We start from the raw sequence: 24,423 nt of genomic DNA, 5'->3' as shown, positions 1-24,423 counted from the left end.
TCCTCCAGCTGCGCAACCTACAACAGCCCCCACCATGAAAGCATGGTGGGGGCTGTTTAACCTTAATGAAAGGTTTCCATCATTATTGCATCTGGTATAAAACAAAAAAACCCTTAAATAATAAGGGTTTCTTGTTTTAAAACGGGAATGCGGTCGGAGGGATTTGAACCCTCACGCCTTGTGAGCGCCACCCCCTCAAGATGGTGTGTCTGCCGTTCCACCACGACCGCGAAGTGATATGTGATTGTCCATATCGAGAATGAAGATGGTGACCCGTAGGGGACTCGAACCCCTGTTACCTCCGTGAAAGGGAGGTGTCTTAACCACTTGACCAACGGGCCTCTTTGTTGCAAGCTCCCTCTCGCTGCTAACGAGATTGGAGAATTGAATGTCCACGAAATAAGTGCGTTCCATTCAGAAAAAATGGCGGAGAAGGAGGGATTCGAACCCTCGCACCACTTACGCAGTCTAACCCCTTAGCAGAGGGTCCCCTTGAGCCACTTGGGTACTTCTCCATCAATGGCTCCCCGAACAGGACTCGAACCTGTGACAACTCGATTAACAGTCGAGTGCTCTACCAACTGAGCTATCAGGGAATAGTAATGAGTGACAAGAAATAATGTATCATGTCTGAGAATTGAAGTCAAGCCTATAAAGCAACAAAATCCCCCGGCATTTTCCACATGCATAGCGGCGCGGATCGGTCTTTCTTTTGCGCAAATATTCAGTCCCGCAGCTGCGACAAACGAGCTTAAATCGATAGGGTTCCTGCTTGCGTTTGATCCCATCCGGCAGAGATTTGCAAAATCGCGTTCCGCCTACTTTGGCTAGCAGCAGCTTGAAATCCGCATCTCGATGCTGGTATCCCCGCTTCAATATATGCAAATGATAATGACAGAGCTCATGCTTGATGATCTTCTCGGTTTCCTCTTCACCGTAATTGGTCAATTGATGAGGGCTGATCTCGATATTGTGCGACTTCGTAAAATAGCGTCCTCCCGTAGACTTCAGTCTTCCGTTGAAGGTTGCTTGGTGCCGAAATGGAATCCCGAAATACTGCAAGGAAACCCGTTCCACCCATTCCTGTAGCTGATTATCCTGCATTTGATGGACTCCCTTGAATTTGTAACCTCATAATACTTGAATTTTAAAGGATGAATACGCTACACTGTCAAGTAGTAAAGATGAATATCAGCTTTGATGATTGGTTTATAGAGGGGAGAAGCTATCATGCCAGAAATGCGTTATATCATAATGAAAAACGGACAAGATGTTTCGTTCGTAGAAATGCCTGCCTCGCATGCGTATCAATTAAGCGCGCTTAATTTGCGCCTGCATAAAGAAATCGACAAGCTCACCGCCTCCGAAGTGCCGGTACTTCCTTACGCGATTGCAGAATGCGCAGATGCAGAGCTTCACGATAAGTCTATTGTCATCCACTCCGGGCTTGATTACATGAATCAGCTGGAGAAAGACTTCTCGTCCGTTGAAGAGAAATCTTACCCGCTCATCTCGCTGCTCACTGAAATTCGCGCGTTGCAGGCGCAATTAGAGCAGTGGTACGAGGAAGAACTCGACATTTAAGCTTCCGCTTCGCCTGTTTTTGCAAAATCTTGAACATTCGCGCTAGTTGGACCTGCACGGACATTCGCCCACTTCCATACACTTATTAGTACAACAAGTGATGGCTGGAAGGAGGGCGAAGCTATGCCGCAATGGCTGTGCAATCAACTGATGCGCGCTTTTCTGAAGAAAGACCACAGGCAAATTCGTCTATTGAACGATTGCTGGTATTTCTACCGTACGAGTCAACGGCCTGATGAGGATTCTGCAAGCTTGTAAGCGATTTGTAGAAAAAGGGTGCTATCTCTTTGCAGTGACGCTTGTGTCGTGACTGCTCGAAGATAACACCCTTTTTGCCGTGTAGAGTTGTGCTGTGCTGATTAATCCGGTTTGCGCATCGTCAGGCTGACTCTGCCCTTCTTAAGATCGACGCTAAGCACCCAGACCGTAACGGTATCCCCGACGGAGACAACATCCATGGGATGTTTTACGAATTTGTTGCTCAGCTGCGAAATATGGACGAGCCCGTCATTCTTAATGCCGATATCAACGAACGCGCCGAAGTCGATAACATTGCGTACCGTACCATGAAGCTCCATACCCGCCGTCAAATCCTCGATGCTTAACACATCCGTGTGGAATATCGGAGCAGGCAGCTCTTCACGCGGATCTCTTCCCGGACGCAGCAAGCTGTCCACGATATCTCTCAGCGTCGGCACGCCAACGCCCAGTGTTTGTGCGACTTCTTCCGCATTGATCGCGGAGATGGCCGCTTTAAACGCCTCTGTTCCCAATTGATCCAGCTTCAAGCCAATTGCCTTGCAAAGCTTATCTACGACGGCATACGATTCCGGATGAATCGGCGTACGATCCAGTGGATTGCTGCTCTCCGGAATTCGGATGAAGCCGATACACTGCTCGTAGGTTTTGGCACCGAGTCTTGGCACGCTCTGCAGTGTCTTGCGATCGCTGAACTTGCCTTTCTCTTCGCGGTACTTCACGATGTTCTTCGCCGTTGTCGCATTGATCCCAGCTACGTAGGATAGCAGCGATGGAGATGCCGTATTCACATCGACGCCGACGTGGTTAACCGCAGACTCCACGACGCCGCCAAGCGTCTCTTCCAACCGCTTCTGGCTGACATCATGCTGATATTGACCTACGCCGATCGCTTTGGGCTCAATCTTCACCAGCTCAGCCAGCGGATCCTGCAAACGACGCGCAATCGAAACCGCGCTTCGCTCGGCAACGTCCAGCTTCGGGAACTCCTCTGCAGCAAGCTTGGACGCCGAGTAGACACTCGCTCCTGCTTCATTGACGATAATATATTTAAGTGCATCTGCTCCGGGAAGCTTCGCTTTCTTGCGTTTGCCGATGAGCTCTGCGATGAATTGCTCCGTCTCGCGTGAAGCTGTGCCATTGCCGATTACAATAAGCTCTACGCTGTATTGGTCGATTAAGCCGCCAATCAGCTTCTCAGCCTCGGCTACTTTATTGTGAGGCGCCGTCGGATAGGAAACCGCGACTTCAAGCAGCTTGCCCGTTTCATCGATGACAGCGAGCTTGCAGCCTGTCCGGAAGGCCGGGTCAACGCCAAGCACGACATTGCCGCGAACCGGCGGTTGAAGCAGCAGATTACGCAGGTTTGTCGAGAAGATGCTGATGGCATGTTCTTCCGCTTTCTCCGTCAATTCACCGCGTACTTCGCGCTCGATCGAAGGTGCGATTAATCGCTTATAAGCATCCTCTATCGTTTGCAGCAAGATGCTGCGGATCGCTGGTGCCGTCTGCGGACGAATCGTTTGGCGATCGATATAGTCATGGACTTTCTCCGGCTGCAAATCCAGCGTGACGCGAAGAACTTCTTCACGCTCCGCGCGGTTGATGGCAAGCGTACGATGCGGCGGGAGCTTCTTCAGCGGCTCTTGATACGCATAATACATCTCGTACACCGTTTCCTGCTTCGCATCCTTCGCTTCTGTACGCATGATACCTTGATCGAATGTATAACGGCGTACCCATGTGCGAATCTTCGCATCATCAGCTAACTGCTCGGCAATGATGTCCATTGCGCCTTGAAGCGCGTCTTCGGCTGTTGGAACGCCTTTTCCTTCGTCTATGTAACGTGCAGCCTCGCGTGCAGGATCCGCTTGACGAGGCTGCGACAGCAGCCACTGCGCCAGCGGCTCCAAGCCGCGCTCCTTCGCTACGCTCGCACGGGTTTTTCTCTTCTGGCGGTATGGACGGTACAGATCTTCGATCTCCTGCAGCTTCACTGAAGCAATAATGGAGCCACGAAGCTCTTCCGTCAGTTTGCCCTGCTCCTCGATCAGTCGAATGACTTCGCGCTTGCGGCTCTCCAGGTTACGCATGTACTGCAGCTTCTCTTCGATGCCGCGCAGCTCGTTCTCATCCAGCTCGCCCGTCATTTCCTTCCGATATCTCGCGATAAAAGGAATCGTATTGCCCTCATCAAGCAGCGATACCGCCGATTTCACTTTACCAAGCGGCAGGTTTAGCTCCGCGGAGACACGCTTGACGATGCGCTCCTGTTCGGCTGCTTTCTCTTCAGGGGACAGCTCGATCTTGCCGCCAGCGCTTCCCTCGAGTTCTTCATCCTTCAACTTCTGTTTCGTTTCAGCCACGAATCAATTCCTCCATCAAGTAACGGAATAGAACCCTTAAGGCCAGCTGTTAAGCCGGCACAAAAGGGTTGTTTGCCATTTCATAACCAATCGTCGTCTGCGGACCATGTCCCGGATAGACCCGAACGGCAGGGTCCAGCTTGTATAATTTCAGACGGATAGAATCGTACAAATCGCGTTCCTTGCCGCCTGGCAAGTCACTGCGGCCGACGGATTGCTTGAAGAGAACATCGCCGCTAATCAGATGTCCGCCGCATAGCAAGCTGACACTGCCCGGAGAATGTCCCGGCGTGTGCAGTATGCTGAAGGTATGTCCGATCAGCTCCAGCTTCTGCCCTTCGGACAGCCCGAATTCGGCAGGCTCCGTCGTGAGCGGCTCCGTTACATCCGCCCAGCGGGCAGAGCCGTTCTTCTTGGCATCCGTCAGCCAATCGGCTTCGGCATCATGGAGATAAACCGGGCAATCGAAGGCACGGCGCAGCTCATCGACACCTGCCATATGGTCGAAATGCGCATGCGTCAACACAATGGCTTCAATAATAAGCCCGCGCTCGCGGATTCGCTCGATGAGTCGTTTCGGTCCCATGCCGGGATCAATAACGAAAGCGCGTTTACCGGTTTCCTCGGTGAGAAGGTAACAGTTCGTTTGCAGAGGACCCAGTGTAAATGTCTCAATCTTGAACATATTAGACCGATGCTAGCAGCGTGCGCAGCTCTTTAATGATGTCTTGCTGATACGCCGTACCTTCACCATAGCGGCGGACCACTTCTTGACGCGCAAGGGCGATGTTCGCTTGGTAATCGGCAGCGTCACGGTCGTTGTTCGCCAGTTTGAAAGCAGTCATCGGCTCTTGCACATAAGCGGAACGAGGACCCCATTGGCCAAGCACATGACCGCCGGTGTCTGCAAGAATGACGATCGGAATTCCGCGTCCGCCCATGGTCAGAAACTCGTCCATCGTATCCAAATGCTCTTCCATAACAAGGACGTCAATCGGCATGCCAGTCAGTTCCAGCGCTTTGAAAATAACCGGTACGTTGCGAACGACATCGCCGCACCAATCCGCCATCAGAATCAAACAGCGCAGATCGTCGCGGTTGTTGATCGATTCGAAGAACTCGCGGTCATCCTCGCTCGCCCATTCAAAACGGGTTCCCCAATCCTGAAACGCCTCTTTATTCTTGGTCATGGAGTCTAGAAATTGTTGAGGGCTAATGCCTTTATTTAACTTGCTTGCTACATTCTTGGCCATGAGAAATTGCCTCCTCTTGGAATCTTATTCCTAACCTATATTGTATCAAATGTTTCTGCCTGCGCACAAACCACAAAACGACTCGTCCTAGATAGACTTGCCTTTACGTTTCAACACTTTAAACAGCACATACACGATCAGTAGAGCAAGCGCAATGAGAATCGCCGGCTGAACGTACGGTGCCGCTTTCTCGTCAATATTGTGCCAGTTCGCCCCTAGCGAGCGGCCCAAGTACACGAAGAGAATCGCCCATGGAATGGAAGCCAATGCCGTGAGCACCGTAAACCTCATGAAAGACATCCGCGCCATCCCCGCAGGAATGGAAATGACCTGACGCATAACCGGGACAAAACGTGCCGTAAATACGATGCCTGACCCGTAACGCAGAAACCACTTTTCGGCGATGTCGATATGCTTCGGTTTGATTTTGATAAATTTGCCGTACTTCTCGAAGAATGGTCGGCCCGCATAGCGTCCGATTGCATAGAGGATCCATTGTTGTGCTACCGCGCCGATAGTACCGAATATGACCGCACCGAGAAAAGAAATCCTTCCTTCGTGCACCAAGTAACCTGCATAACCTAGAACAATTTCACTCGGGATAACTTCGATCATGAGGCCGATGAGAATTCCAAAATACCCCAAACTCTCAATCCATTGCAGCAATGAATCAACTATTTCATGAAACCAGGCCACTCTGTCAACTCCTATCATTCCCTATATTGAGACTTATCGATTTCCAGCCGGAAACGAAGCCTCTCTCCCCATATTCTAGCATACTTCCCTACCTCGCCTCCACCGCAGGCATTCAGGGCCAAGCTTTCGCATAGACTAGCTGTACCTTTTATAGGAAAGCCGGGTGAGCGAACATGTCGAATATTTTTGTAGTCAGCAGAAAACAGCTCTGGTTATTCACCCTATTGGTTCTCATCATCGTCATTGCAGCCGCGAGTTTAAGATGGAACCATTCCAGAACGGCAAGCGCCTTGCAGCAGAAGTCGCGCGTCTATCAGCTTGTAACCGGAGAGTTCAAAACCAAAACAGATGACGGTAAGGAGCTGGAGGTGTACCGCTTCGATCCCGGCACCCTCGTCGTGAATAAAGGCGAGCATGTCGAGCTGCGCATTACGGGCATTAACGGGAAATCGCATCCTTTTGTCATCCAGGAGCTTGGCGTTAAAGGAGAAGTCAATAAGGGGCAAACAACGGTGGTTCACTTCACTGCCGATCAGCGCGGGACCTATCCGATCGTCTGTCTGGCACATACATCGCTAACGAACGGCGGGCCGATGATAGGGTATATTGTGGTGCAGTAGGACTGTGGAACATGTCGGTGGGCGTGGTCTGAAGCGGACTTTCGCGGACTGTGACCAAGGTGTGCATCCGTGCATATATAGGGGGTAGAGAGGAGTCGGTTACGATGAAGCCTTCTACCCAAAAGCACACCTCGGAGTACCCTTCTGCACGCAAAATCAGACGCGCTTGCGAGAACGAGCTTTACCGCACCGTGAAACGGCTTGGCGTGTACATTCCCAAGGACAAGATGGAGCTCGCCGAGAAGCTCTATGTCCAGAAGGTTTTTCTCCATTCGCAGTGGATTCATGAGCATGCCAGCAATCGAAAACTGCTGTCCGACTGGTTTGACGAGAACGTCAGCGCCGATATCGCCGCGTTATGGGAAGTGGAGCAGCCTAAGCTATGTAAGGCATTCCGCGATGCCTTCGGAGGATGACGGGGGCAAGCCCTGCAACATAAAACAGCAGCACAGCTCTCTCTGAAGAGCCGTGCTGCTGTTGTCGTTAATGAGAGTTTTGCAGGCAGGCAGGTAGAACGATAAGTCCGGCTTAGCCAATGATTGCATAGGTTTGAACACCGGAAGGAATGGTACGTGTACGAAACAGCACACCGTTCGAATTATAGGTGCGGATCGTGTAAGTCACATTTGTTAATGTAGTGATGTTGTCAAAGCGAACAACGCCGAACGAGTCGAAGAAAGCTGTGGAGACGACTTGATTGTTCCGGAACAAACGAGCGAAGAAGCCGGTTGTCAGGAAAGGCACGCCATTCTGCGCGACCCAAACAACAGAGAGCCGATTGAACGTAGGTCCTGTCAACGTGGTTTCATTTAACGTTTTGGGCACAGTTGTGCGGATGACTTTGCCGGAGCTTGGCAAATAATATTTCGGTCTTACGCGTGATATTGCCATAAGCATCACTCCTCTCAGGGTTGCTTACAGCTTATGCCGAGACTGACGAGGAAGAGTGGACAATCCTCACGGGCGAAGAGCCTGTTTTGAAGATTACGCCCACGTCCGCGTGTTATTAATCTGCATCTTCTCCTTGAAGGCTTGCTCCAGATCGATCCCCAGCATATTCGCCAGATCGAAAATATTCCAAACCACGTCATACATCTCGTGGCCCAGGTTCGCTTTACGTTCCGCATCCGGATGGTAGGAGACGGACAGCACTTCTTTAGCCAGCTCGCCGACTTCCGTCATTAGAAACAACATCCTCTGCTCCATGGAGCTCTGGTCGAACCCTTGGAGCGCGCTCCACTCTTTCACATACTGCTGAAATTCGGCTGTATTCATATTCTTAGTTCCTTTCTATATGTGGGATTGTGCAACGTACACAGAGCTGAGCAAGATGCGAAATTGAAATCAGCAAGATGCGAAAATGAAATGAGCAAAATGCGAAATTGAAATCAGCAAGATGATAGAGCTGCTTAGCCCGCTGCGGGGCCGAGCTGCTTGAGCAGCAGTCGGCTCTGATTCGCCGCTGCCTGGGACGCTGCCGTGACGGCAAACTTGCGGCCGTTCACGCCGGGGTTGTCCTTCTGCGCCTCATACGCTTCGAAGAAGGTGACGGCCGTCTGCGCGGCCAGCCTGGCATCCGCGAGGCGCGAAGCAGCTCGCATGCCATCCGCGAGCTGCGCCATCGTGACGACCGCGTCCGTCTGCTTCTCGCGGTCGTAACGATCATAGTGCAAGGCGAGGCGCCAATACGCCGCCGCGCCGTGCACATCGCTCTGCTCGGCTGCCGCTGCGCCGAGCGCCCACAAGAGCGGCACGGACTGCGGCTCATACCGCAGTCCGGCCGCCAGCAGCACCGCCCGTTCCGGCGGCGGTGCCAATGCGGCAAGCTCGAGTCGAATCCGCGTCCAATACGGATTCAACTCGAGCGCCGCGCGAAGCGCGGCTGTTTGCGCAGCAGTACTGCGAGCGGCTGACACAGCCGCCTCGCGGTGCTGCACGGCACGGTCGAACTGCACGCTGAGCACAGCAGCGGCGGTTAGACCTACCGCGGCCGCGGCAAGCAGCGCGGTCCGCAGCGATCGCAGCGGCGGCGCCGCAGCAATGGCGCGCCTTCCTTCCGGCCTGCTTTCGCCTAAATAGTAGACGACCAAGCTGAGCAGCAAGAGCCAATAATACCCGAAGGACATATCGAAATCCACTGCCGCATGCAGAAGCAGCACACTAATAGGCAGAAAGCCCACCCGATTCGATCGCCACACTTGCCGCAGCAGGAAGAACAGCACCATGGCACAAACCAGCAGCCCGACTAGGCCAAGATCTAGCGCAATTTCGATGTAACCGCTATGTACTTCATTGCCCACATAAGGCGCTGTTTGAATTTGGGTAAACAACATTCGCCACGTATCGCCGCCTCGTCCGAAGAACAGCGCTTCTTTCATGAGCAGCCACGCATCCTGATAGAATAACCCGCGTGCGCCAGCCGTCTGGTACCCGCCGCTCAACCGACCTTGAATGACAGCTGGAAGCAGCATGATCATACCAAGTAAACCTACAAGCCAGAAACCCCATGCGATCCGGCCAAGCAGCTGCTCTCTTCCTCTTGCCAGCATCCACTGCAAACCTATGAATCCGGTAAGCACAGCCGCACAGATAAGCAGCAATAGCACGGTTTCTTGTGAAGTCGCGCCATGCTGAGCAGCTTGGACACTCTCGCCCGCAGCCGTACCTGCATTACCGCTTCGCAATCCTGCATGAACGACAGCCCTATACGCAGCCCCTCCGCCAATCAAAGCCCAGCCGCTGTAGATAAGCCATGCTATGCGCTCCTTCCTTCGAAGCATGAGGAGTCCGCCGAGCCATACAAACGCAGTTACAAGCCATGCTCCCCTTGATTCGGTCAACAGCAGCGCCAAGGCAGTTGGCACTACCGCTGCCGCTGCCCCTATGAACCAACATGCACCTGCCTTTGATCGAATTAGCAAGATCAAGTAGAACAGGAGATAGGCTCCTGCAACAGCGCCTAGGAAATTCGGATATTGCATGAACCCGGACAAGCGAGCTCCAACAGCGGACAGCCTTACATCACCGGTAGTCATGATGATCTCGGGGAACGTGATCCATCCCATCCAACCCGCAATCGCCCCAACGATAACGAAAACGCCTGAGCCTTGAATCGCCGCAGAAAGCCACTTCAAACGCTGTTCCCGCACAGCCGTATCGGAACTGGTACAGAACCAGCTGTACAAGGTGATGGCAAAAGCCGCATTGGCCATCCATCGCAGCGCCTCATCAAGGCTGCCAAGCACGGATGCTGGTTGATGAAACAGCGAAATCCCGTATAACATCGCAATTGCAAACAGTCCGTAGATCGATAAAGGCACACATTGGCTGAACCGCCTGTCCTCATGGCGAGCTTGAACAACCGAACCAGCTCCAATGACGAGTACACCTACGACCATGATGATCCATTCCCACCGATAGAAGATCGTATCAAAGAACATCCCGTTGCGATAAGCCGAACAAGCCAGTACAATTGCCACGGCCAGCGCAGCCAGTCCACTTCGCATAACCACTTCCCCTTTTACTCAAACCCGATCTCAATTACGTTATTTTTCCAATTGTACCATATTTGATGATCCGACTATAACAAAAGAAGGCGCTGACCGGATGACCCTCATCCGTTCAAACGCCTTCTACTATGTGCAACGCTGAAATCGCGTTTATCTGCCCTTCTTAGCCGTTGATTTCTCCTTCTTAAGCTTGAAATAGGCTTCAATTTGCATACGCAGCAAGTAAGCTCGAAGCGCCCGCTGCTGCTGCTCATCCAACTCTTGAAAACGAGCTCCATAAAATTTCCATTCATTCCCATCATCCTTGCGGATAATTTCAACCTTGCAATCCAATTGAAAACCCAGCGCTAAACTCGCCTGGAGTATCTCGCCTTGCGCAAGTGTCGGTGGACTCATTAAGGAAAACCCTATACCGGTGTCGCTTATATTCCTAAGCTCGATATCGAAGCTGTCTGTAGCTTCGATCGTCATTTTATTCCCTTTGGAGTCTTCAACCTCTTGCGAATACGTACGCGATATCGTTCCTCTTGCCTCAATATCGATACGAGGCGATTCCCGTTTCTCATCAAGACCCGAAAGCGAGCGAAGCGGAAAAATAACAGCGATCGAACCTTCCGCCTTCGCAATAATCGTCGATTGCAGCCGTTGAATGCCCACCGGTGAATAGATCGTTAAACTAACCGGTTCACCGAGCTCGAAGTTTTTGAATTCCGTCAGTTCGACTTCCATCATTTCGCCTTCTGCGTGGGCAAGCACTCCTGTCGCAACATAACCTTCTTTCTCGACCATCGTACGGCTGTGGAGCAGTGCTTTTATGGCAAAGTTAGGTTTACCTGATCCCATTCGTTCATTTAAGCCTGACATTCACTTTTCCCCCTTCACCTATGAAGAAACGCTCCCGCAACGTCAGTACGGCGCTATAAAATAGAAAAAGCGCTTCCTCATGTAAAACTGGAGCCGCTTCCGGAACCGCGAGATAACTCGGGTGTTCATTTCGGCAGTCAGGCTGTCATATGTTCGCTTCCATCAAGTAGAGCGGACATTTAGACCCTTTAACTTTGCGTCCTTACCTTTCGGTAAGTTTGCCAGTATCGATGATATGCAGTTGTCAGCAGCTAGCTAACCTGCCTACAGTTCTTTCACGATCATTAGTTTATGTTGGTCTTTGAGGTCGATCTGATAAGCTGCAGCAGGCGCTGTTCCGTCAGGCTCTCGGATGATCCGAACCGTTGGACGATGAACCGCGAGCGGGTCATTCAAAGCAACGACGGCCACTTGCCCTGAACTGAGCAGTACCGTTGTTGCGACCGGATAAATGGATATATGCTTACAGAAAATTTTGATTAAATCTAATTCAAAATAGGTATTTCCCGCAGCGAACAAAAACTCGATCGCTTCCGATGGCGTATAGCGTTTGCGATAAGGCCTTGAAGAAGTAAGCGCATCGTATACATCGGCGATTGCCACGATTTGAGCGTATTCATGAATAGCCTCCCGCTTAAGCTTGCGCGGATAACCTGACCCGTCATATCGCTCGTGATGCTGCAGCGCGCAGTGTGCCGAGAGTAAACTAATATCATGCTGTGCTCTAATGATGTTGAAGCCATCCTCGGTATGCTTCTCCATGAGCGTCCGTTCGCTTGGCGTTAATGCAGTCGTCTTCGTCAATATCTCTTTCGGCAGTCGCGTCATGCCGATATCGAACAACATCGCACCCATGCCAAGCTCTTCGAGCTGCGTTCGGTTATACCCTCTGGCTAGCCCCATAATTCCTGCAAGTATCGTGACATTCAAGGAATGGTGGAACAAGTAGCTGTCCGCCACGTGAATGTTCGTCAAGTTGACCATCACATCTTCACGTCTAATGAGATCCTGCATAATATCGCCGAATACTTTACGGAAGGTGCGGCCAAGCTCAGGGGCAATCGTTCGCCCTTTCGTAACTTGTTGATCCATCAGCGTATTCATCGTCTTAAAAATCGTATCCGATGCCGCTTTGCGCGTGCTGTCTTGAATAGCCGTAGTCGGCTCTAAACCCTCTGTCAGGGGATCATCAATGAAAAGCATGTCGATGCCTAGACCAACCAATCTGTCGATAAATCGTTGATTTAACTCCACACCGGCGCCAAGCAATATGTTCCCATTCTCCTGCAAAATAGGGCGAGCTAACTTTTCTCCCGGCTGAACGGAGTTGATGTGAACTTTTCTCATCGGTGTTTATTCCCGCCTTTACCGCATGCTCCCGGATTAAGCTTGTAAAGCTGCCGGTTCGGTCAACTGCGCCTTACGGACATATTTCTCAGCGTACATTCGTTTGTCCGCAGCTTGCAGCAGCTGGCCAATTTCCATTCCGTGTTCCGGGAACGAAGCATGTCCAACCGAAACTGACAATCGTAATCCGGTTCGCAATGAAATGCTATAGAGCTGTTCGTGAATGAGCTTTACGATTCGGTCAATACCTTTGTCATCTGCGTAGGGACAAATAAGGATGAATTCATCGCCGCCCCAGCGGCCGATAATTTCACCGTAGTTTGCGCATTCCGTAAGTGTTCTTGCAATTAGCGCAAGTGCGGTATCGCCTTGGCTATGGCCCATACGGTCGTTGACTTCTTTGAAATCATTGACATCAAGCAGCATGACCGTCATTTTCTTACGATTACGCTTAGCTTTAGTCGCCAGCTTCTTGAAATTGGATTCAATGAACCTGCGATTATACAATCCTGTTAAGCTGTCTAGAATGGAAGCTTCCTTCAATCGATCGTATTTGAGTCCTAAGTAATAGCCGATAGGCAGGGCTGCCGCTGCAAATGCAGCGGTACCGATTAGATAAGCGAGCGGCGTAGGTGTCTTACTTGCAAGCAGGCATAGACTCGCTGTAGCTAGTGTTGTTCCACATGATGCCACACACGCTGTAAGACGTCCGTTACGCGACATTCGCTGTCCTCCTTATAAATTCACTACCCGATTACGACCATTGTCTTTGGCTCTGTACAGGGCGGAATCCACCCTCGAGAACAAGTCCTTAATATAACCTTTGACGTCTTCGATCTGAAGCTCGGACTGCTCTTCCACCACAAGCATTCCCATGCTGATTGTTACAGATACCGGAGAGCGCCCGCGACCTATGGCAATCTCGTTGTTCTGAACAACTTCACGAATACGCTGCGCGAGCATGTCTGCTTGCTCTTTGTTCGTATGAGGCAAATAGACCGTAAACTCTTCCCCGCCATAGCGTGCCAATATATCTGTTCTTCTCAATGCGCCACGAACGGCATCGGCCGTTCTCCGAATGACTTCGTCACCGATCACATGACCGTACGTATCGTTGACGAGCTTGAACAAATCGATATCGAATAATAAGAGCGCAAACGGAATCTTGTAACGGACATTCGTCAGCACCTCATGCTCCAGCTGCTGCATCAGAAATCTACGGTTGAAGCAGCCCGTCAGACTATCCGTAATCGCCATCTGTTCCAGCTTGCGATTCGCTTGAAACAGCTCGTCCTGCATAAAGATGAGCGCACGGTTGCGCTCTTGCATCGAAGCATACTGTTCCTGCGACTTGAAGATCAGGGACTTAAGCTCAGAAATTTCTTGAAACGTGATGACCTTGCCGATTCTGCCTTTATTCACAATGATTGGCCCGACATGCAAGGAAAAGTACTGCTTGTGGGCGTTATCCTGTTCGATCATGATTTCGGTCTGAATTCGCTGCGAAGGGTCCATCCTGTACGCGTGCAGAAACTCTTCTTCATTCACTTTGTCAATATTACACCAAGTGAGCAGTTCCTCCATATTGAGCGTTTCGCCGATAACAATCTGAAGACGGGGACTGACGATCCGGTTCATCTCAATGACATTGTCATGCTCATCCAGCACGATAATGCCTACAGACAACGTATCCATCACATCCTGCTGCGCGATCTTGATCAAGTCGAGCGAACGATGCTTCTTCAAGGAGAATACGAAATACAGATCAGACAACACGATGCCAAGCGACGTAAGGCCGGGAATAACCGGCAGCCACGGATCAAGAATGACGTTTACCACTAAATCCATTAGTGGAAACGCCATCATAATAAATATTCCCGTGAGCGCGTTGGCGATTCGTGCCCGATCCTGCGAAAGCTTCCGTGAATGGTACGCCTTCAGTAAGATCCGTACCGTATATACGTAATACGAAATTAACAAACCTACCATCGCCCAGAAGATAGGCCCATAGACCCTCTCGTCATACGTATTACCCACCGTCGTAGCGAAGGCATTCCACGGATTCCATAACACGCCAATCGAGATGAGAACAGATGGGAGCATCATATATACAAGTGCGGGGCGACTCGGCCTGTAGTTGACGTTCACCAGAAATTTCGTAAACAGGAGCCACCCAAAGCCAAGCATCGATAAACCAACAAAGGAAATATTAATGTATATAATCTGGAGGTGTGGTTGATCCGTTGTGTGGATGCCGACTTGACCGAGTGGCCAAATCATCATGAAGAAGTGAAATAATAGATAGACCTTATGCTGCGTTGTGATCACATTAAATGCAAATACATAGATGAAAATGGTGAACAAAAAAAGAAATAGGCTCAAGTCCAGCCCTGTCATTAGTCCCATTCGCTTCACCCAAATCACAATCAAATTGTTAGACGTATCAAAGAAGTGGGACAATCTACTTAGAAGTAACTACATTCTACCATACTGTTTATTTATTCGACAATAAAGTTGTTACCTTTATTGACATGTACAAAAAATATTATTTGTGTGCCTGCTTTAATCGATCGCCAAGCGCCTGCTCCAAGTAAGGTTTCACCTGCAGCATGTCGCGGAAGACCACATACTCCTGCCATTTGCGCGCCGAATCAGCCGCAGAGCCCGCCGTACGGACTGCTCGGATCAGCATGTTTTTGGGCGTATGCTCCGGGTCGATAAATTCCAGCAGCTGCGTGCGATAGCCCAGCACTTCCAAGAGCTGCGTGCGGATGGCATCCGTCGCAAGCGCAGAGAACCTTTCCTTAAGAAGGCCATGCGTCAGAAGAGGCGCCATGGCGTCGTTCTGAATTTGCCGAAACAGCTCATGCTGACAGCAAGGGACGGACAGAATGACGGAAGCTCCCCACTCTACTGCTTTCACCAGAGCCGCGTCCGTCGCCGTATCGCAAGCATGCAGCGTAACGACCATATCCACCTTGGATTGATCCTTATACTGCGCAATATCTCCGACCTGGAATTTCAATTTATCGTAACCGAGCTTCTGTGCAAGCTCGGAGCAGAATGCGATGACATCGGCCTTCAAATCAAGGCCGACTACCGAGATGCTTCGCTGCTGCTTCACAGCAAGCAAATGATAGAGGGCAAACGTCAAATAGGACTTGCCGCAGCCGAAGTCCACAATCGTAATATCGCGATCAGCCGGCAAATGCGGCAGCACATCTGTCACCATCTCTAAGAACCGGTTGATCTGACGAAACTTATCCTGTTTCTTCGCAATTACTTGACCATCTTTGGTCATAATGCCCAGCTCCACCATGAACGGAGCCGCTTCGCCCTCTTGAACGACGCGCTGCTTCTGTCTATTATGCGATAGCGATTCCGAATCTGCTTTAGCTGTAGCAGGTTTAGTAACGATTGCAGCTTTGCCTTTCTTCGAGAACAGTACCTGTACATCGGCGTCATTCGTCTTGAACAACGCCTGCCGGTAATGCTGCTCCAGCCAAGCTGTAATTCGATCCGCCGCGTCCGATTGCGGCACATTCTCATGCGTCACTTTATTGTCGATGTAATATTGAAATTGATAGTGCAGCGTTCCCTTGAGTTCAATCGGACGAATAACCGTCTTAGCCGGCACTTGGCCGTCCTTACGGCGCAGTTGGCTAAAGGTCGCCTGCCGCAGCTGACCGCTGCCCACCCACTGCTCGATATCCGATTGCCATTGTTCCTTGCTTTCCATCTGTTACTGTTCAGCTCCTAAGCTTGCGTCAATTGTTGCCTCATTCGTTCTAACCCTTCATTCACCTCATCGCGAGGCAAGCCGCCTTGCAGGAGCGACTCGTCCGGCAGCAGCAGCAATCGGCGATAGAACGCCATCGCTTCCTCCGCCTCTACCGCGCCATCCTCCGAAAGCTCATGCAGCACATTCTCGGCCTCATCATAGCGTCCATCGCTTTCATGCCATTCCCATATCAACAGCTTCGTCTCTCTTGGAAGCTCATAGATACCGAGCTTCGCTTCAAGCTCCGCCGCTTCTTCCGAAGGCGTGCGCAGCATCGCCGGCGCATCCAGAATAGCTAACCTCATGAAGAGATGAAAGGCCTTCAGCTGCAGCGGATACCCCTGCTCCTGCCGGCCAAGCTCGGTAAGAATTTCGCCTTCTTCCTTGATCAGAAGCGCCACCGCATGCAGGTTCGCGGTTTCTACGATCCCGTTCGTCGTCATCATGCGGACCAGATCTGCATCCGACAGCTGACGAATCAGCTTCCCATTCATCCGAAATTGCCGATCTAGCAGCTCATCAATGACAAGCAGCGCCTCCTCTTGCTTGCGCTGCTGCCTCAGCCCCATTACTTGGCCGACTACTTCACTCATCTGCTCGATCATCCGCATAAAATAATCCCTTTGAAACAATGGTCGCATCCCCTCTCCACTTCATGCTTGCCGCTTAAAGCGACTTCAAAAACGCGACCATTTCTTCAACCAGCTGCTCCGGAGCCTCTATCATGCTCATATGACCGGAGCCTTCAAGAAGCGCTTGCGTAACATGCGGGCCATCCACCGTAAACGTGTTCGCAGGGGCGATGACTCCATCCTCCGATCCCGCAATGAGTAGACGCGGCACGTTTAATTGTTCCAGCACACCGGTCCGATCAGGACGCGCCTTCATTCCGAGCGCTGTCGCCGCCGCTCCGGCCGCCGAAGTCCCTCGTCCGATCTCGATCATATCCGTTATAGCCGCTGCCATCGTTTCTTTATGATCAGGGGCAAACAGCTTCGGAACCAGTCCCTCTACAAATGGACCAACGCCATCAGCAAGCAGCGCTTTCGCCGCTTTATCCCGGTTTCCCTTGGCTTCCTCGCCATCTGGCTTTGCAGTAGAATGCACGAGGGCAAACGACTTCAGCAGCTCCGGATGCCGCTCTGCGAATGCAAGCGACACATAGCCCCCGAGCGAGTGTCCGAATAAACTGATGCGCTCGATGCCGAGCTCGCGCGCCAGAACGAACAGATCCTCTGCGAATTGCTCCATTTCGTAGGGAGAATGATCCGGTGCCGAACTTCCGCCATGCCCCCGAAGATCCGGCGCAATAACACGCCCATGCGCAGAAAGTTGGGACACTACCTCTACCCAATAGGCAGAGCTTCCGCAGAAGCCATGCAAGAGCACGATCGCCGTATCGTCCACCGATTCACCGGCTTGCGGCTTGGAATCATAATAAGCAATCGTTTGACCATTCGGTAACTGAAAGGCGTTATTCGCCAGAGAAAGCTGCTTTTTCGTCATTTGGCTTCTTCCCTTCTCATTCCATTCTTATAGCGTCCATACCTCATTTATTGTATCCGAGAGATTGCGAGCCATTCCCATCACTTCGAATAAGGAAGCGTGCTGCAGCACCCAATAAGGTTTCACGCTGTGCGGCGCCACGATTCCGGCAATGCTGTAATCGCCGATCGGCGGCAATCGCTTGCCGACTGCCTGCGCCGGGAACAACGGTCCTCTCCCAATCATATAACAGGGCTCCTCATTTTTCTTACCCAAGCAAGCATCTATAGCAACCACCGTCATAAATGACGGAATGTCGGCAACGAGCCTTTCATAGTGATCCGCATCGCAGGGATGCTCCAAAGTTCCGATCACATTCGGCCAGCCAGCCTCCTTCAGCATCGTGCCCACCCAAGGACCGAACGAATCGCCTGTAGAGCAATCCGTTCCGATGCATACGAAGAGAACCTTTGATTGGTCAGGCTGTGTTACTGCCGCTTCCCGCAGCATGGCCCTGGTCCCGTCGATGCCTGCGCGCTCCCGGACAACCGGGTCTTCATTTCGATGTCTGCGCGCTTTCGCCCGACTTCCCATGATGAACGACTCCTTCGAACATTGCTGACTTCATTGTAACGAAATGCGGCTCCCTCTTCAAATCTCCCTTCTCAATGCAATGAGGCATTCTCGCTTTTTAAGAGTGAGGTTCAAGAACCAGCGGCGTACCATCCAACTGAATAACGTCTATCGAACAATTCAGCTTGTTCGCCAGAGCTTGCCAGCGAGCATGATGTCCACTGTCTGTACAGACAGGTACGAACCCGAGATTCAAGTACGTCTTGACGGCAGGGATGCGGTAATCATCCGTGTTCAGCACCGCTCGCGTAAAGCCTTCTCGCGCCATATGCAGCAGTGCTGCCAGGCTGACATACAGCCCCAGCTTCTTCCCTCCTTGCGATTGGAGGAGACCTACCATATGCAAGTAGCCTGTCGATTCACCGAATTGGGGGCGGAACCATGCGGAAGCAGTCGCAATCGGTACATCCTGTTCATCTGTAATGAACCATACCCGCTCCGGCGTATACGGCTCGTCGGATGCCATCTCTCTATCGAATGGATGGTTCCCTCCGAAGGAGTCGTTAATGATATGCTCCCAAGCTTTCTCATCTCCAGGCTGCAGGCTGCGTACGCCATATCCGGCGGGAAGCGTAAGTGCGGGCAAGGTGGAAATATCCTCTCTAACCATAAACAATTGAGATGAATGCTGTTGTTCGCTCATAGATTGATTGCTCCTTTATTAAAGTTTAATGATCTGATCCTTGAAGGATGAGCTTGTCTTGAAATTCGGCATGTCGATCGTCCGTCCGCCGTTCATGATGGATAACTCCGATAAGAGCGCAACTGCCGTCCATTCGCAAGCATCATAGACATCGATAGCAGACTTGCGATTCCCCTTCACCGCTTCAACAAAGTCTTCCACGATAAAATAATCGCCGCCCCAGTGGCCTGCTGCCTTCTGCTCTTCAGTCACATTCTTATAACGCTCAGGCAAATAGTCGTTGTAATCGCTGAGCGGCCGCCAAGCTGCATGATCCTCCGGATCTCCCATGCTCTCGAGCCAAATCTTGTGCGTATCGCCGAGTCCACGAGGCGCCTCGAAGCTGCCTTGCGTCCCTTGCAGCGTGTAATAGCTCATATTGTGCGGACGCTTCGAAATGCAGTCAATCCGCAGCTTAATCAGCTTCCCGCTTTCCATCTGGCACATCGTAACGGACGTATCCTCTTGGCGAAAACGTTTATCGGTATGCCAGCCTGTTCCGAAGCAGGATACGGAACGAATGCGATCTCCCTGAAACCACTGCATCACCGGTCCAAGACTGTGCGTCGGATAATAAGCGCCTCGTTTACCAAGCTGCCAATAGTTGCGCCAAGTCGGTTTCGAACCTCCTGCTGCGCCTTCACGGTTGAACCGTGTGGCAAGACTACGAATGTCATGCAAGTACTCGCCTTCTCCGAAATAAACATCACCGAACAACCCTTGCTTCACCATATTCAAGATCTGTTGATTTTGCGGGATGTAGCAGTAATTCTCTGCCATCATATACACCTTATTCGTTGACTCCACGGTTTCCTTCAGCCACCACAATTCGTCCATCGTAACGCCTGCCGTCACTTCGCTTAACACATGCTTGCCTGCTTGCAAGGCAGCAATCGTTTGCGGGACATGCAGCTGCATAGGCGTCGAAACAACAACGACATCAATATCCGACTCCAGCATATCCTCGAATACGCGGTAGGTCCGAGGAATCCCATTCTTCGCTGCAGCTTCTTTCACATAATCGCCGTCCAAATCGCAAAGCGCTACTACCTCAGTATCCGGGATGCACCGAAATCCTTGCAGTGTACTAAGTCCTCTAGCGCCCACGATACCTACTTTAATCGTCATCTTCCAGCCGCCTCCGCATGTTAGATTCTTATAAAGAAAACGATTGTCTCAGTTCCCCGAAACAATCGTTCTGTTTGCCGTATTAGATCAAGCCTGCTTCTTTCAAATTCAAGTAGCTTGCCGTGATGGTTTCCATCGGAGTCAGATTGCGCAGATTATCCTGCTCCACGACCATCCAATCCACGCCGATTTCACGGGCTGCGCGAATGGAATCGCTAATGTTGACAACGCCTGTTCCGACTGCGGTCCAGTGACCTTTCTCGCTTGTGCTGAACACATCCTTGATGTGAATGGAGGGAACGCGTCCGGCCATCCAGCCCAGCACTTGTACGGGATCCGCTTTGCCCATCGTAATCCAGGCAATGTCCATTTCGAAGAATACCGATTGGGGATCGGTGTACTCCACGAGAATATCCATCGCCGACACGCCGTTAAAGGAGGTCAGAAATTCATGCTCATGATTGTGGTACAACAGCTTTATGCCTTCCTCAGCCAGCCTCGCGCCGGCAGCATTGTACAGCTCGGCGTCTTGAAGCAGCTGTTCTTTGGAATTACACGGCCCCCACCACACGGATACATGGGAGGTTTGTACCGCTTTGGCATTCGTAATAATCGTATCCAGCTCACCGCGCAGTGTTTCACGGCTGGCACTCAGCGTGATGGCATGAAGCCCGAGATCTTGGAACCGACGTACATTCTCCGCTGTATCGCCCGGAAGCAGCAGCTCCGCTCCCTCAATTCCTTGATAGCCGATATCCGCGATTCGGCGAAGTGTCCCCCATAAATCCGCTTTCATTTCTTCATGCATAATGCCGATTAAACCCAGTTTAGGTGAAGTCATAGTCAAGTTAATCCTCCGTTTGGTAGGTGTTTGATCCTATTCTGATTATAAAGCAGCTTCGTTGCTGTTTATTGACTTCTTCTCTCAAAATTCAGCAGGATATGAACGAACCAGCGGCTGCCATTCTATTGATCTGATCCGTACATTGCGGATTTGAATGAAGCTTGCGTAAGCTTCGAATCCAACCTTCGTGTGGAGCTGCGAATCGATCGGATCATAATCGGTCAGCTCAAGCAGCAGCTTGCCGTCCACACAGACGAAACAATGTCCGTCGATACTGCCGGCTTGAATACGGTAAATACGTCCAGGCTCAAAATCGAACAACGGCGTAGCTGCATTCAATTTATATTCGGGAGACTTCTCGAGGCCGATTTTACCTTCCCACCAGCCTTGAAGTCCGGCGACGTAAGCGGCGCCGCGCATGTTCTTCTCCTCATCCCAGCTCGTATTCCACATCAGATTGATATCATGCGTACTCGGCAGAACCGTGCGGCCTTCAAATTCCACCAGCACATTGCCGGGATAATCCTGCTTGCTCAGCAGCACGCCCGGTGCATTCAGCGGATTCCTGCCCTGCAGCCAGCCGTCCTCGACCCACCACTCTCCGCTGCAAATCCGCCAATTATCCAGCTCTTGTTCATGCTCGAAGCTCGTTTCATATAATAGCGGGCATTGCTCAGTATCAACTTGTTTATGCAATAAACGTATCTTCATCCATATCCTCCACTCTTTGAAAACGGCTTATTAGGCGTAGCATGTACGCTGTGAGGCATGTTACAATACGAGCACAGACCTGTATGGAGAGGAGTTATCAACCAATGAGCAACTTATCGGAAGCAACCCAAGACAACGTCGCGTTTATGATTGATACCATAAAGAATAAGCTGCGCATGGCTTCAGGCGCAGCCATGCAAGCGAATAATTTCAGCTTAGAGCGGTACGAGGATTTGAAGGATATCTACGATATTGTCGCGAGCAAAGATAAATTCAGCATCAGTGAAGTGGAAGCCATCGTTTCCGAGCTTGGCCAGCTTAGAGAGAAATAGGAGTCAAATCGAAAAACCGAGACGGGACGCGCTCGGTTTTTCTTATTTTTCCCTTATGTATGAAACTAGATGTCTGCGCTCTCATCATTGCCAGCTTGTACCGCCTTGGATGCCGAGATGGAGAGCTTGATGGAAACCGCTTTATGCTCGCCTTTCAGAAAATGGGCCAGACGCTCCAGCTTATCTGCGAGCTCTGGGCCACTCAGTGTTACATTCAGCTCATAACCGAATTGATCGGCCGGAACGGATCTTTCACTATACGTATAAACGCCTGCAGTATATGCCTCTGGGCCTGTTCTGGATGTTAGAATTTGCTCTGGTGAGAATTTGTCTGACTTGTTCACGACACGCTCGTAGATGCGCAGCTTCTTCAGCAGCATGTAATACTGAGCCGAATGCTTGAACCCCCACGCTTCACGAATATCCTTAAGCGTATAGTCCATTTTCCACTGCTTCAGCTTCTCGACTTGATCATCTGTCGACAACGCCAGAAATTCATCAATAGGAATAATTGGAAGCGGCATTAAACATCCCCCTGACTTTGAAATACGATTACTATATATTTTTTCGCCATAACTACCGATATCCCTCTTCAATTTCTATAATTATTACAAATAATATAATTATTTGTTCATAAATTATCAATTTCTCACCACTTGGGAATAGAAAAAGCCCACCTCTTCTGTCACAAGTAATGGGCATTTGTCGATTAAACTCGGTTTAAGCCAAGTGAGAAAAGGAATCGCGCAAAAGCTTCCGCGCCTTGAGCCGTACGCTTGAAGACCCCTGCATCCATAAGTACTTCAAGGAACTTGCGTCCGACTTCATCGCGAAGAAGTGCCTCTGCTTGCTCCGCTGTATGCGACGATCCATGCGTCTGCACGATGGATGCAATCCACTCCGCGTGTTTCTCAAGCGAGCCGCCGACATGGGAGGCTTGATCAAACGCTTGCTCTCCGGTTAGGATGTGCGAGATTTCTTCCAATTCGGCACTGAGCCGGCCCGGGAGTACCGCGAGTCCCATGACCTCGATGAGACCGATATTCTCTTTCTTAATATGATGCAAATGCTGATGAGGGTGGAAAATGCCGTCCGGATGCTCTTCGCTTGTACGGTTGTTGCGCAGCACCAGATCGAGCTCGTATTCGCCGTTATCACGCAGTCTGGCGATTGGCGTAATCGTATTATGTGGTACCTGCTCGCCATTCTTCTCGGAGAATGCGAGGATATCCGCCTCCGTATCGCTGTATGCACGCCATGCATCCAGCATGCTGCCTGCAGCGCGCAGCACTGCTTCTTTGTCCGTTCCGTTCAGTCGAACGACCGACATTGGCCAAGCTACGGTGCTGTAAGTTACGCCATCCCCTTGCGGATGAGCAAATACTTGCTCGACAGCTGCTGTTTCCATTGGGAAGACATGACGACCAGCTTGGAAATGATCATGATTCAGGATGGAGCCGCCTACAATCGGCAGGTCTGCATTGGAGCCGATAAAGTAATGCGGAACGGCTTCAACGAAATCCAGCAGCCGTGCAAACGTGAGCGACGAAATGCGCATCGGGACATGCTTGCTGTGGAATACGATACTGTGCTCGTTGTAATACACATACGGCGAGTATTGGAAGTACCACGTCTCGCCTTGCAGCTCAAGCGGCACAATACGCAGATTCTGACGCGCAGGATGGTCTGCTCGGCCGGCGTAGCCTACATTGTCCGCGCAGAGCAGACATTTGGGATAGTTGCTTTTGACAGGCGCGAGCGACTTTAGTAACGCAATCTCCCGCGGATCCTTCTCCGGCTTGGAGAGATTGATGGTGATCTCCAAGCTGCCGTATGCCGTCGGCTGCTCCCAATATTGATTCTTCGCGATGCGATCCATCCGAATATAGTTGGAATCGATGCTCAGTCGGTAGAACTCATCGGTTGCTTTGCTAACCCCTTCGTTCTCAGCTGTCCGGCGAAACTTCGCAGCCGCTTCCGAGGGACGCGGCATGAGCAGTCCCATAATACGCGCATCCAGCAGATCGCGGAAAGTGGTTGTATTGTCTGCAATCAATCCGATCGAAGCTCCGTAGTCCAGCAGAGGTTCAAGCAGCGGTACGGCGCTCTCCAGCCGTTCCTCCGGGACGACGCCTTCATACGCTTCGTTAAACCCGAATAGTTCAAGCAGCGCATTACGGGATGCATAGACATCCAGCGGAGGCTCGATCATTCCGCGCTGCACCGCAAATTGCACAAGCCGTTCTATATGAAGGAGCACGGTTTCCGCGCTCGTGTTGGATGGATGTTGTTGTTGATGCTGATGCTGATGGTCAGTCATTGGACTTACT

Annotated in this window: 27 protein-coding genes, 4 tRNA genes and 1 riboswitch; of the genes, 5 read left to right on the top strand and 26 right to left on the bottom strand. The window is 51.1% G+C overall.

What is annotated here, in order from left to right; all coding sequences use genetic code 11:
• Positions 1-148 precede the first annotated feature (148 nt).
• The 5 genes from BLW29_RS24710 to BLW29_RS24690 form a co-directional block, all read right to left on the bottom strand.
• Positions 149-230, bottom strand: a tRNA-Leu gene (locus BLW29_RS24710).
• Between the two features lie 36 nt (positions 231-266).
• A tRNA-Glu gene (locus BLW29_RS24705) sits at positions 267-341 on the bottom strand.
• Positions 342-424: 83 nt separating this feature from the next.
• Positions 425-515: transfer RNA gene (locus BLW29_RS24700), tRNA-Ser, on the bottom strand.
• A 5-nt stretch (positions 516-520) separates the two neighbouring features.
• Positions 521-596 (bottom strand) — tRNA-Asn (locus BLW29_RS24695).
• A 28-nt stretch (positions 597-624) separates the two neighbouring features.
• Complete coding sequence (locus BLW29_RS24690) at positions 625-1,104, bottom strand: SprT family protein (RefSeq protein ID WP_090984643.1); 480 nt, start codon at positions 1,102-1,104, stop codon at positions 625-627.
• Positions 1,105-1,230: 126 nt separating this feature from the next.
• On the opposite strand from BLW29_RS24690, the gene BLW29_RS24685 reads away from it, so the two are divergent.
• Positions 1,231-1,584, top strand: a complete 354-nt coding sequence (locus tag BLW29_RS24685; protein ID WP_090984641.1) for a hydrolase/acyltransferase — start codon at positions 1,231-1,233, stop codon at positions 1,582-1,584.
• A gap of 123 nt (positions 1,585-1,707) precedes the next feature.
• Positions 1,708-1,842, top strand: a complete 135-nt coding sequence (gene cmpA / locus BLW29_RS24680; protein WP_090984639.1) for a cortex morphogenetic protein CmpA — start codon at positions 1,708-1,710, stop codon at positions 1,840-1,842.
• Positions 1,843-1,943: 101 nt separating this feature from the next.
• Here cmpA and BLW29_RS24675 read toward each other — a convergent pair whose 3' ends face one another.
• The 4 genes from BLW29_RS24675 to BLW29_RS24660 form a co-directional block, all read right to left on the bottom strand.
• Complete coding sequence (locus BLW29_RS24675) at positions 1,944-4,148, bottom strand: Tex family protein (protein WP_256208884.1); 2,205 nt, start codon at positions 4,146-4,148, stop codon at positions 1,944-1,946.
• 109 nt (positions 4,149-4,257) lie between these two features.
• Complete coding sequence (locus tag BLW29_RS24670) at positions 4,258-4,893, bottom strand: MBL fold metallo-hydrolase (RefSeq protein ID WP_090984635.1); 636 nt, start codon at positions 4,891-4,893, stop codon at positions 4,258-4,260.
• A 1-nt stretch (position 4,894) separates the two neighbouring features.
• Positions 4,895-5,461 (bottom strand): thioredoxin family protein, encoded by a 567-nt coding sequence (locus tag BLW29_RS24665; RefSeq protein ID WP_090984633.1) that lies wholly within the window; start codon positions 5,459-5,461, stop codon positions 4,895-4,897.
• A gap of 87 nt (positions 5,462-5,548) precedes the next feature.
• Positions 5,549-6,175: an undecaprenyl phosphate transporter UptA gene (locus BLW29_RS24660; protein ID WP_090984631.1), complete on the bottom strand. Its 627-nt coding sequence runs from the start codon at positions 6,173-6,175 to the stop codon at positions 5,549-5,551.
• A 155-nt stretch (positions 6,176-6,330) separates the two neighbouring features.
• Between BLW29_RS24660 and BLW29_RS24655 the strand changes: the two genes are divergently transcribed.
• The gene (locus BLW29_RS24655; RefSeq protein ID WP_090984629.1) at positions 6,331-6,777 is read left to right on the top strand and encodes a cupredoxin domain-containing protein; all 447 of its coding nucleotides are present in this window, start codon (positions 6,331-6,333) and stop codon (positions 6,775-6,777) included.
• 104 nt (positions 6,778-6,881) lie between these two features.
• Positions 6,882-7,193 (top strand): dehydrogenase, encoded by a 312-nt coding sequence (locus BLW29_RS24650; protein ID WP_090984627.1) that lies wholly within the window; start codon positions 6,882-6,884, stop codon positions 7,191-7,193.
• A 112-nt stretch (positions 7,194-7,305) separates the two neighbouring features.
• Here BLW29_RS24650 and BLW29_RS24645 read toward each other — a convergent pair whose 3' ends face one another.
• The 15 genes from BLW29_RS24645 to BLW29_RS24575 all read right to left on the bottom strand — a co-directional run bounded on the left by BLW29_RS24645 (position 7,306) and on the right by BLW29_RS24575 (position 21,761).
• Positions 7,306-7,668: a hypothetical protein gene (locus tag BLW29_RS24645; protein WP_090984625.1), complete on the bottom strand. Its 363-nt coding sequence runs from the start codon at positions 7,666-7,668 to the stop codon at positions 7,306-7,308.
• Between the two features lie 93 nt (positions 7,669-7,761).
• Positions 7,762-8,052: a MazG nucleotide pyrophosphohydrolase domain-containing protein gene (locus tag BLW29_RS24640; protein WP_090984623.1), complete on the bottom strand. Its 291-nt coding sequence runs from the start codon at positions 8,050-8,052 to the stop codon at positions 7,762-7,764.
• 134 nt (positions 8,053-8,186) lie between these two features.
• Complete coding sequence (locus BLW29_RS24635) at positions 8,187-10,283, bottom strand: O-antigen ligase family protein (RefSeq protein ID WP_090984621.1); 2,097 nt, start codon at positions 10,281-10,283, stop codon at positions 8,187-8,189.
• Between the two features lie 153 nt (positions 10,284-10,436).
• Positions 10,437-11,150 carry a PilZ domain-containing protein gene (locus tag BLW29_RS24630; protein WP_090984619.1) on the bottom strand — a complete coding sequence of 238 codons (714 nt, stop codon included), beginning with the start codon at positions 11,148-11,150 and terminating at the stop codon, positions 10,437-10,439.
• Positions 11,151-11,279: 129 nt separating this feature from the next.
• Positions 11,280-11,383: riboswitch (cyclic di-GMP riboswitch) on the bottom strand.
• A gap of 31 nt (positions 11,384-11,414) precedes the next feature.
• Positions 11,415-12,497 (bottom strand): HD-GYP domain-containing protein, encoded by a 1,083-nt coding sequence (locus tag BLW29_RS24625; protein ID WP_090984617.1) that lies wholly within the window; start codon positions 12,495-12,497, stop codon positions 11,415-11,417.
• 36 nt (positions 12,498-12,533) lie between these two features.
• Positions 12,534-13,220 (bottom strand): GGDEF domain-containing protein, encoded by a 687-nt coding sequence (locus tag BLW29_RS24620; protein ID WP_090984615.1) that lies wholly within the window; start codon positions 13,218-13,220, stop codon positions 12,534-12,536.
• A gap of 12 nt (positions 13,221-13,232) precedes the next feature.
• Positions 13,233-14,903, bottom strand: a complete 1,671-nt coding sequence (locus tag BLW29_RS24615) for a histidine kinase N-terminal 7TM domain-containing diguanylate cyclase (protein ID WP_143044458.1) — start codon at positions 14,901-14,903, stop codon at positions 13,233-13,235.
• A 139-nt stretch (positions 14,904-15,042) separates the two neighbouring features.
• Entirely contained in the window at positions 15,043-16,236 is a 1,194-nt protein-coding gene (locus BLW29_RS24610) for a class I SAM-dependent methyltransferase (protein WP_090984611.1), read from the bottom strand.
• A 17-nt stretch (positions 16,237-16,253) separates the two neighbouring features.
• Positions 16,254-16,910 carry a DUF6483 family protein gene (locus BLW29_RS24605; RefSeq protein WP_090984609.1) on the bottom strand — a complete coding sequence of 219 codons (657 nt, stop codon included), beginning with the start codon at positions 16,908-16,910 and terminating at the stop codon, positions 16,254-16,256.
• A 34-nt stretch (positions 16,911-16,944) separates the two neighbouring features.
• On the bottom strand, positions 16,945-17,784 hold the full coding sequence (locus BLW29_RS24600) for an alpha/beta fold hydrolase (RefSeq protein ID WP_090984607.1): 840 nt from the start codon (positions 17,782-17,784) through the stop codon (positions 16,945-16,947).
• 27 nt (positions 17,785-17,811) lie between these two features.
• The gene (gene yyaC / locus BLW29_RS24595; RefSeq protein ID WP_090984605.1) at positions 17,812-18,357 is read right to left on the bottom strand and encodes a spore protease YyaC; all 546 of its coding nucleotides are present in this window, start codon (positions 18,355-18,357) and stop codon (positions 17,812-17,814) included.
• Between the two features lie 97 nt (positions 18,358-18,454).
• On the bottom strand, positions 18,455-19,039 hold the full coding sequence (locus BLW29_RS24590) for a GNAT family N-acetyltransferase (RefSeq protein ID WP_090984604.1): 585 nt from the start codon (positions 19,037-19,039) through the stop codon (positions 18,455-18,457).
• Positions 19,040-19,057: 18 nt separating this feature from the next.
• Positions 19,058-20,206, bottom strand: a complete 1,149-nt coding sequence (locus BLW29_RS24585) for a Gfo/Idh/MocA family protein (RefSeq protein WP_090984602.1) — start codon at positions 20,204-20,206, stop codon at positions 19,058-19,060.
• A gap of 82 nt (positions 20,207-20,288) precedes the next feature.
• Positions 20,289-21,047: a sugar phosphate isomerase/epimerase family protein gene (locus BLW29_RS24580; protein ID WP_090984600.1), complete on the bottom strand. Its 759-nt coding sequence runs from the start codon at positions 21,045-21,047 to the stop codon at positions 20,289-20,291.
• Between the two features lie 84 nt (positions 21,048-21,131).
• Positions 21,132-21,761: a hypothetical protein gene (locus tag BLW29_RS24575; RefSeq protein ID WP_090984598.1), complete on the bottom strand. Its 630-nt coding sequence runs from the start codon at positions 21,759-21,761 to the stop codon at positions 21,132-21,134.
• Positions 21,762-21,865: 104 nt separating this feature from the next.
• Here BLW29_RS24575 and BLW29_RS24570 point away from each other — a divergent pair, with 104 nt between their 5' ends.
• Positions 21,866-22,093 carry a DUF1128 domain-containing protein gene (locus tag BLW29_RS24570; protein ID WP_090984596.1) on the top strand — a complete coding sequence of 76 codons (228 nt, stop codon included), beginning with the start codon at positions 21,866-21,868 and terminating at the stop codon, positions 22,091-22,093.
• A 65-nt stretch (positions 22,094-22,158) separates the two neighbouring features.
• Here BLW29_RS24570 and BLW29_RS24565 read toward each other — a convergent pair whose 3' ends face one another.
• Both BLW29_RS24565 and BLW29_RS24560 read right to left on the bottom strand, forming a co-directional pair.
• Entirely contained in the window at positions 22,159-22,617 is a 459-nt protein-coding gene (locus BLW29_RS24565) for a hypothetical protein (protein ID WP_090984594.1), read from the bottom strand.
• 185 nt (positions 22,618-22,802) lie between these two features.
• Positions 22,803-24,413, bottom strand: a complete 1,611-nt coding sequence (locus BLW29_RS24560) for a UDP-glucose--hexose-1-phosphate uridylyltransferase (protein WP_090984593.1) — start codon at positions 24,411-24,413, stop codon at positions 22,803-22,805.
• Positions 24,414-24,423: the final 10 nt, after the last annotated feature.

Source organism: Paenibacillus sp. CF384 (assembly GCF_900106745.1).
In the GTDB taxonomy this organism is placed as follows: domain Bacteria; phylum Bacillota; class Bacilli; order Paenibacillales; family Paenibacillaceae; genus Paenibacillus_Z.
The sequence above is the reverse complement of the archived record's forward strand: the minus strand, read 5'-3'. Positions and strand labels throughout refer to the sequence as shown.

Coding starts and splice junctions, on each gene's coding strand:
- BLW29_RS24690 (WP_090984643.1), bottom strand. CDS start 1,104: ATGCAGGATAATCAGCTACAGGAATGGGTGGAACGGGTTTCCTTGCAG.
- BLW29_RS24685 (WP_090984641.1), top strand. CDS start 1,231: ATGCCAGAAATGCGTTATATCATAATGAAAAACGGACAAGATGTTTCG.
- cmpA (WP_090984639.1), top strand. CDS start 1,708: ATGCCGCAATGGCTGTGCAATCAACTGATGCGCGCTTTTCTGAAGAAA.
- BLW29_RS24670 (WP_090984635.1), bottom strand. CDS start 4,893: ATGTTCAAGATTGAGACATTTACACTGGGTCCTCTGCAAACGAACTGT.
- BLW29_RS24665 (WP_090984633.1), bottom strand. CDS start 5,461: ATGGCCAAGAATGTAGCAAGCAAGTTAAATAAAGGCATTAGCCCTCAA.
- BLW29_RS24660 (WP_090984631.1), bottom strand. CDS start 6,175: ATGATAGGAGTTGACAGAGTGGCCTGGTTTCATGAAATAGTTGATTCA.
- BLW29_RS24655 (WP_090984629.1), top strand. CDS start 6,331: ATGTCGAATATTTTTGTAGTCAGCAGAAAACAGCTCTGGTTATTCACC.
- BLW29_RS24650 (WP_090984627.1), top strand. CDS start 6,882: ATGAAGCCTTCTACCCAAAAGCACACCTCGGAGTACCCTTCTGCACGC.
- BLW29_RS24645 (WP_090984625.1), bottom strand. CDS start 7,668: ATGGCAATATCACGCGTAAGACCGAAATATTATTTGCCAAGCTCCGGC.
- BLW29_RS24640 (WP_090984623.1), bottom strand. CDS start 8,052: ATGAATACAGCCGAATTTCAGCAGTATGTGAAAGAGTGGAGCGCGCTC.
- BLW29_RS24635 (WP_090984621.1), bottom strand. CDS start 10,283: ATGCGAAGTGGACTGGCTGCGCTGGCCGTGGCAATTGTACTGGCTTGT.
- BLW29_RS24630 (WP_090984619.1), bottom strand. CDS start 11,150: ATGTCAGGCTTAAATGAACGAATGGGATCAGGTAAACCTAACTTTGCC.
- BLW29_RS24625 (WP_090984617.1), bottom strand. CDS start 12,497: ATGAGAAAAGTTCACATCAACTCCGTTCAGCCGGGAGAAAAGTTAGCT.
- BLW29_RS24620 (WP_090984615.1), bottom strand. CDS start 13,220: ATGTCGCGTAACGGACGTCTTACAGCGTGTGTGGCATCATGTGGAACA.
- BLW29_RS24615 (WP_143044458.1), bottom strand. CDS start 14,903: ATGGGACTAATGACAGGGCTGGACTTGAGCCTATTTCTTTTTTTGTTC.
- BLW29_RS24610 (WP_090984611.1), bottom strand. CDS start 16,236: ATGGAAAGCAAGGAACAATGGCAATCGGATATCGAGCAGTGGGTGGGC.
- BLW29_RS24600 (WP_090984607.1), bottom strand. CDS start 17,784: ATGACGAAAAAGCAGCTTTCTCTGGCGAATAACGCCTTTCAGTTACCG.
- yyaC (WP_090984605.1), bottom strand. CDS start 18,357: ATGGGAAGTCGGGCGAAAGCGCGCAGACATCGAAATGAAGACCCGGTT.
- BLW29_RS24590 (WP_090984604.1), bottom strand. CDS start 19,039: ATGAGCGAACAACAGCATTCATCTCAATTGTTTATGGTTAGAGAGGAT.
- BLW29_RS24585 (WP_090984602.1), bottom strand. CDS start 20,206: ATGACGATTAAAGTAGGTATCGTGGGCGCTAGAGGACTTAGTACACTG.
- BLW29_RS24580 (WP_090984600.1), bottom strand. CDS start 21,047: ATGACTTCACCTAAACTGGGTTTAATCGGCATTATGCATGAAGAAATG.
- BLW29_RS24575 (WP_090984598.1), bottom strand. CDS start 21,761: ATGAAGATACGTTTATTGCATAAACAAGTTGATACTGAGCAATGCCCG.
- BLW29_RS24570 (WP_090984596.1), top strand. CDS start 21,866: ATGAGCAACTTATCGGAAGCAACCCAAGACAACGTCGCGTTTATGATT.
- BLW29_RS24565 (WP_090984594.1), bottom strand. CDS start 22,617: ATGCCGCTTCCAATTATTCCTATTGATGAATTTCTGGCGTTGTCGACA.
- BLW29_RS24560 (WP_090984593.1), bottom strand. CDS start 24,413: ATGACTGACCATCAGCATCAGCATCAACAACAACATCCATCCAACACG.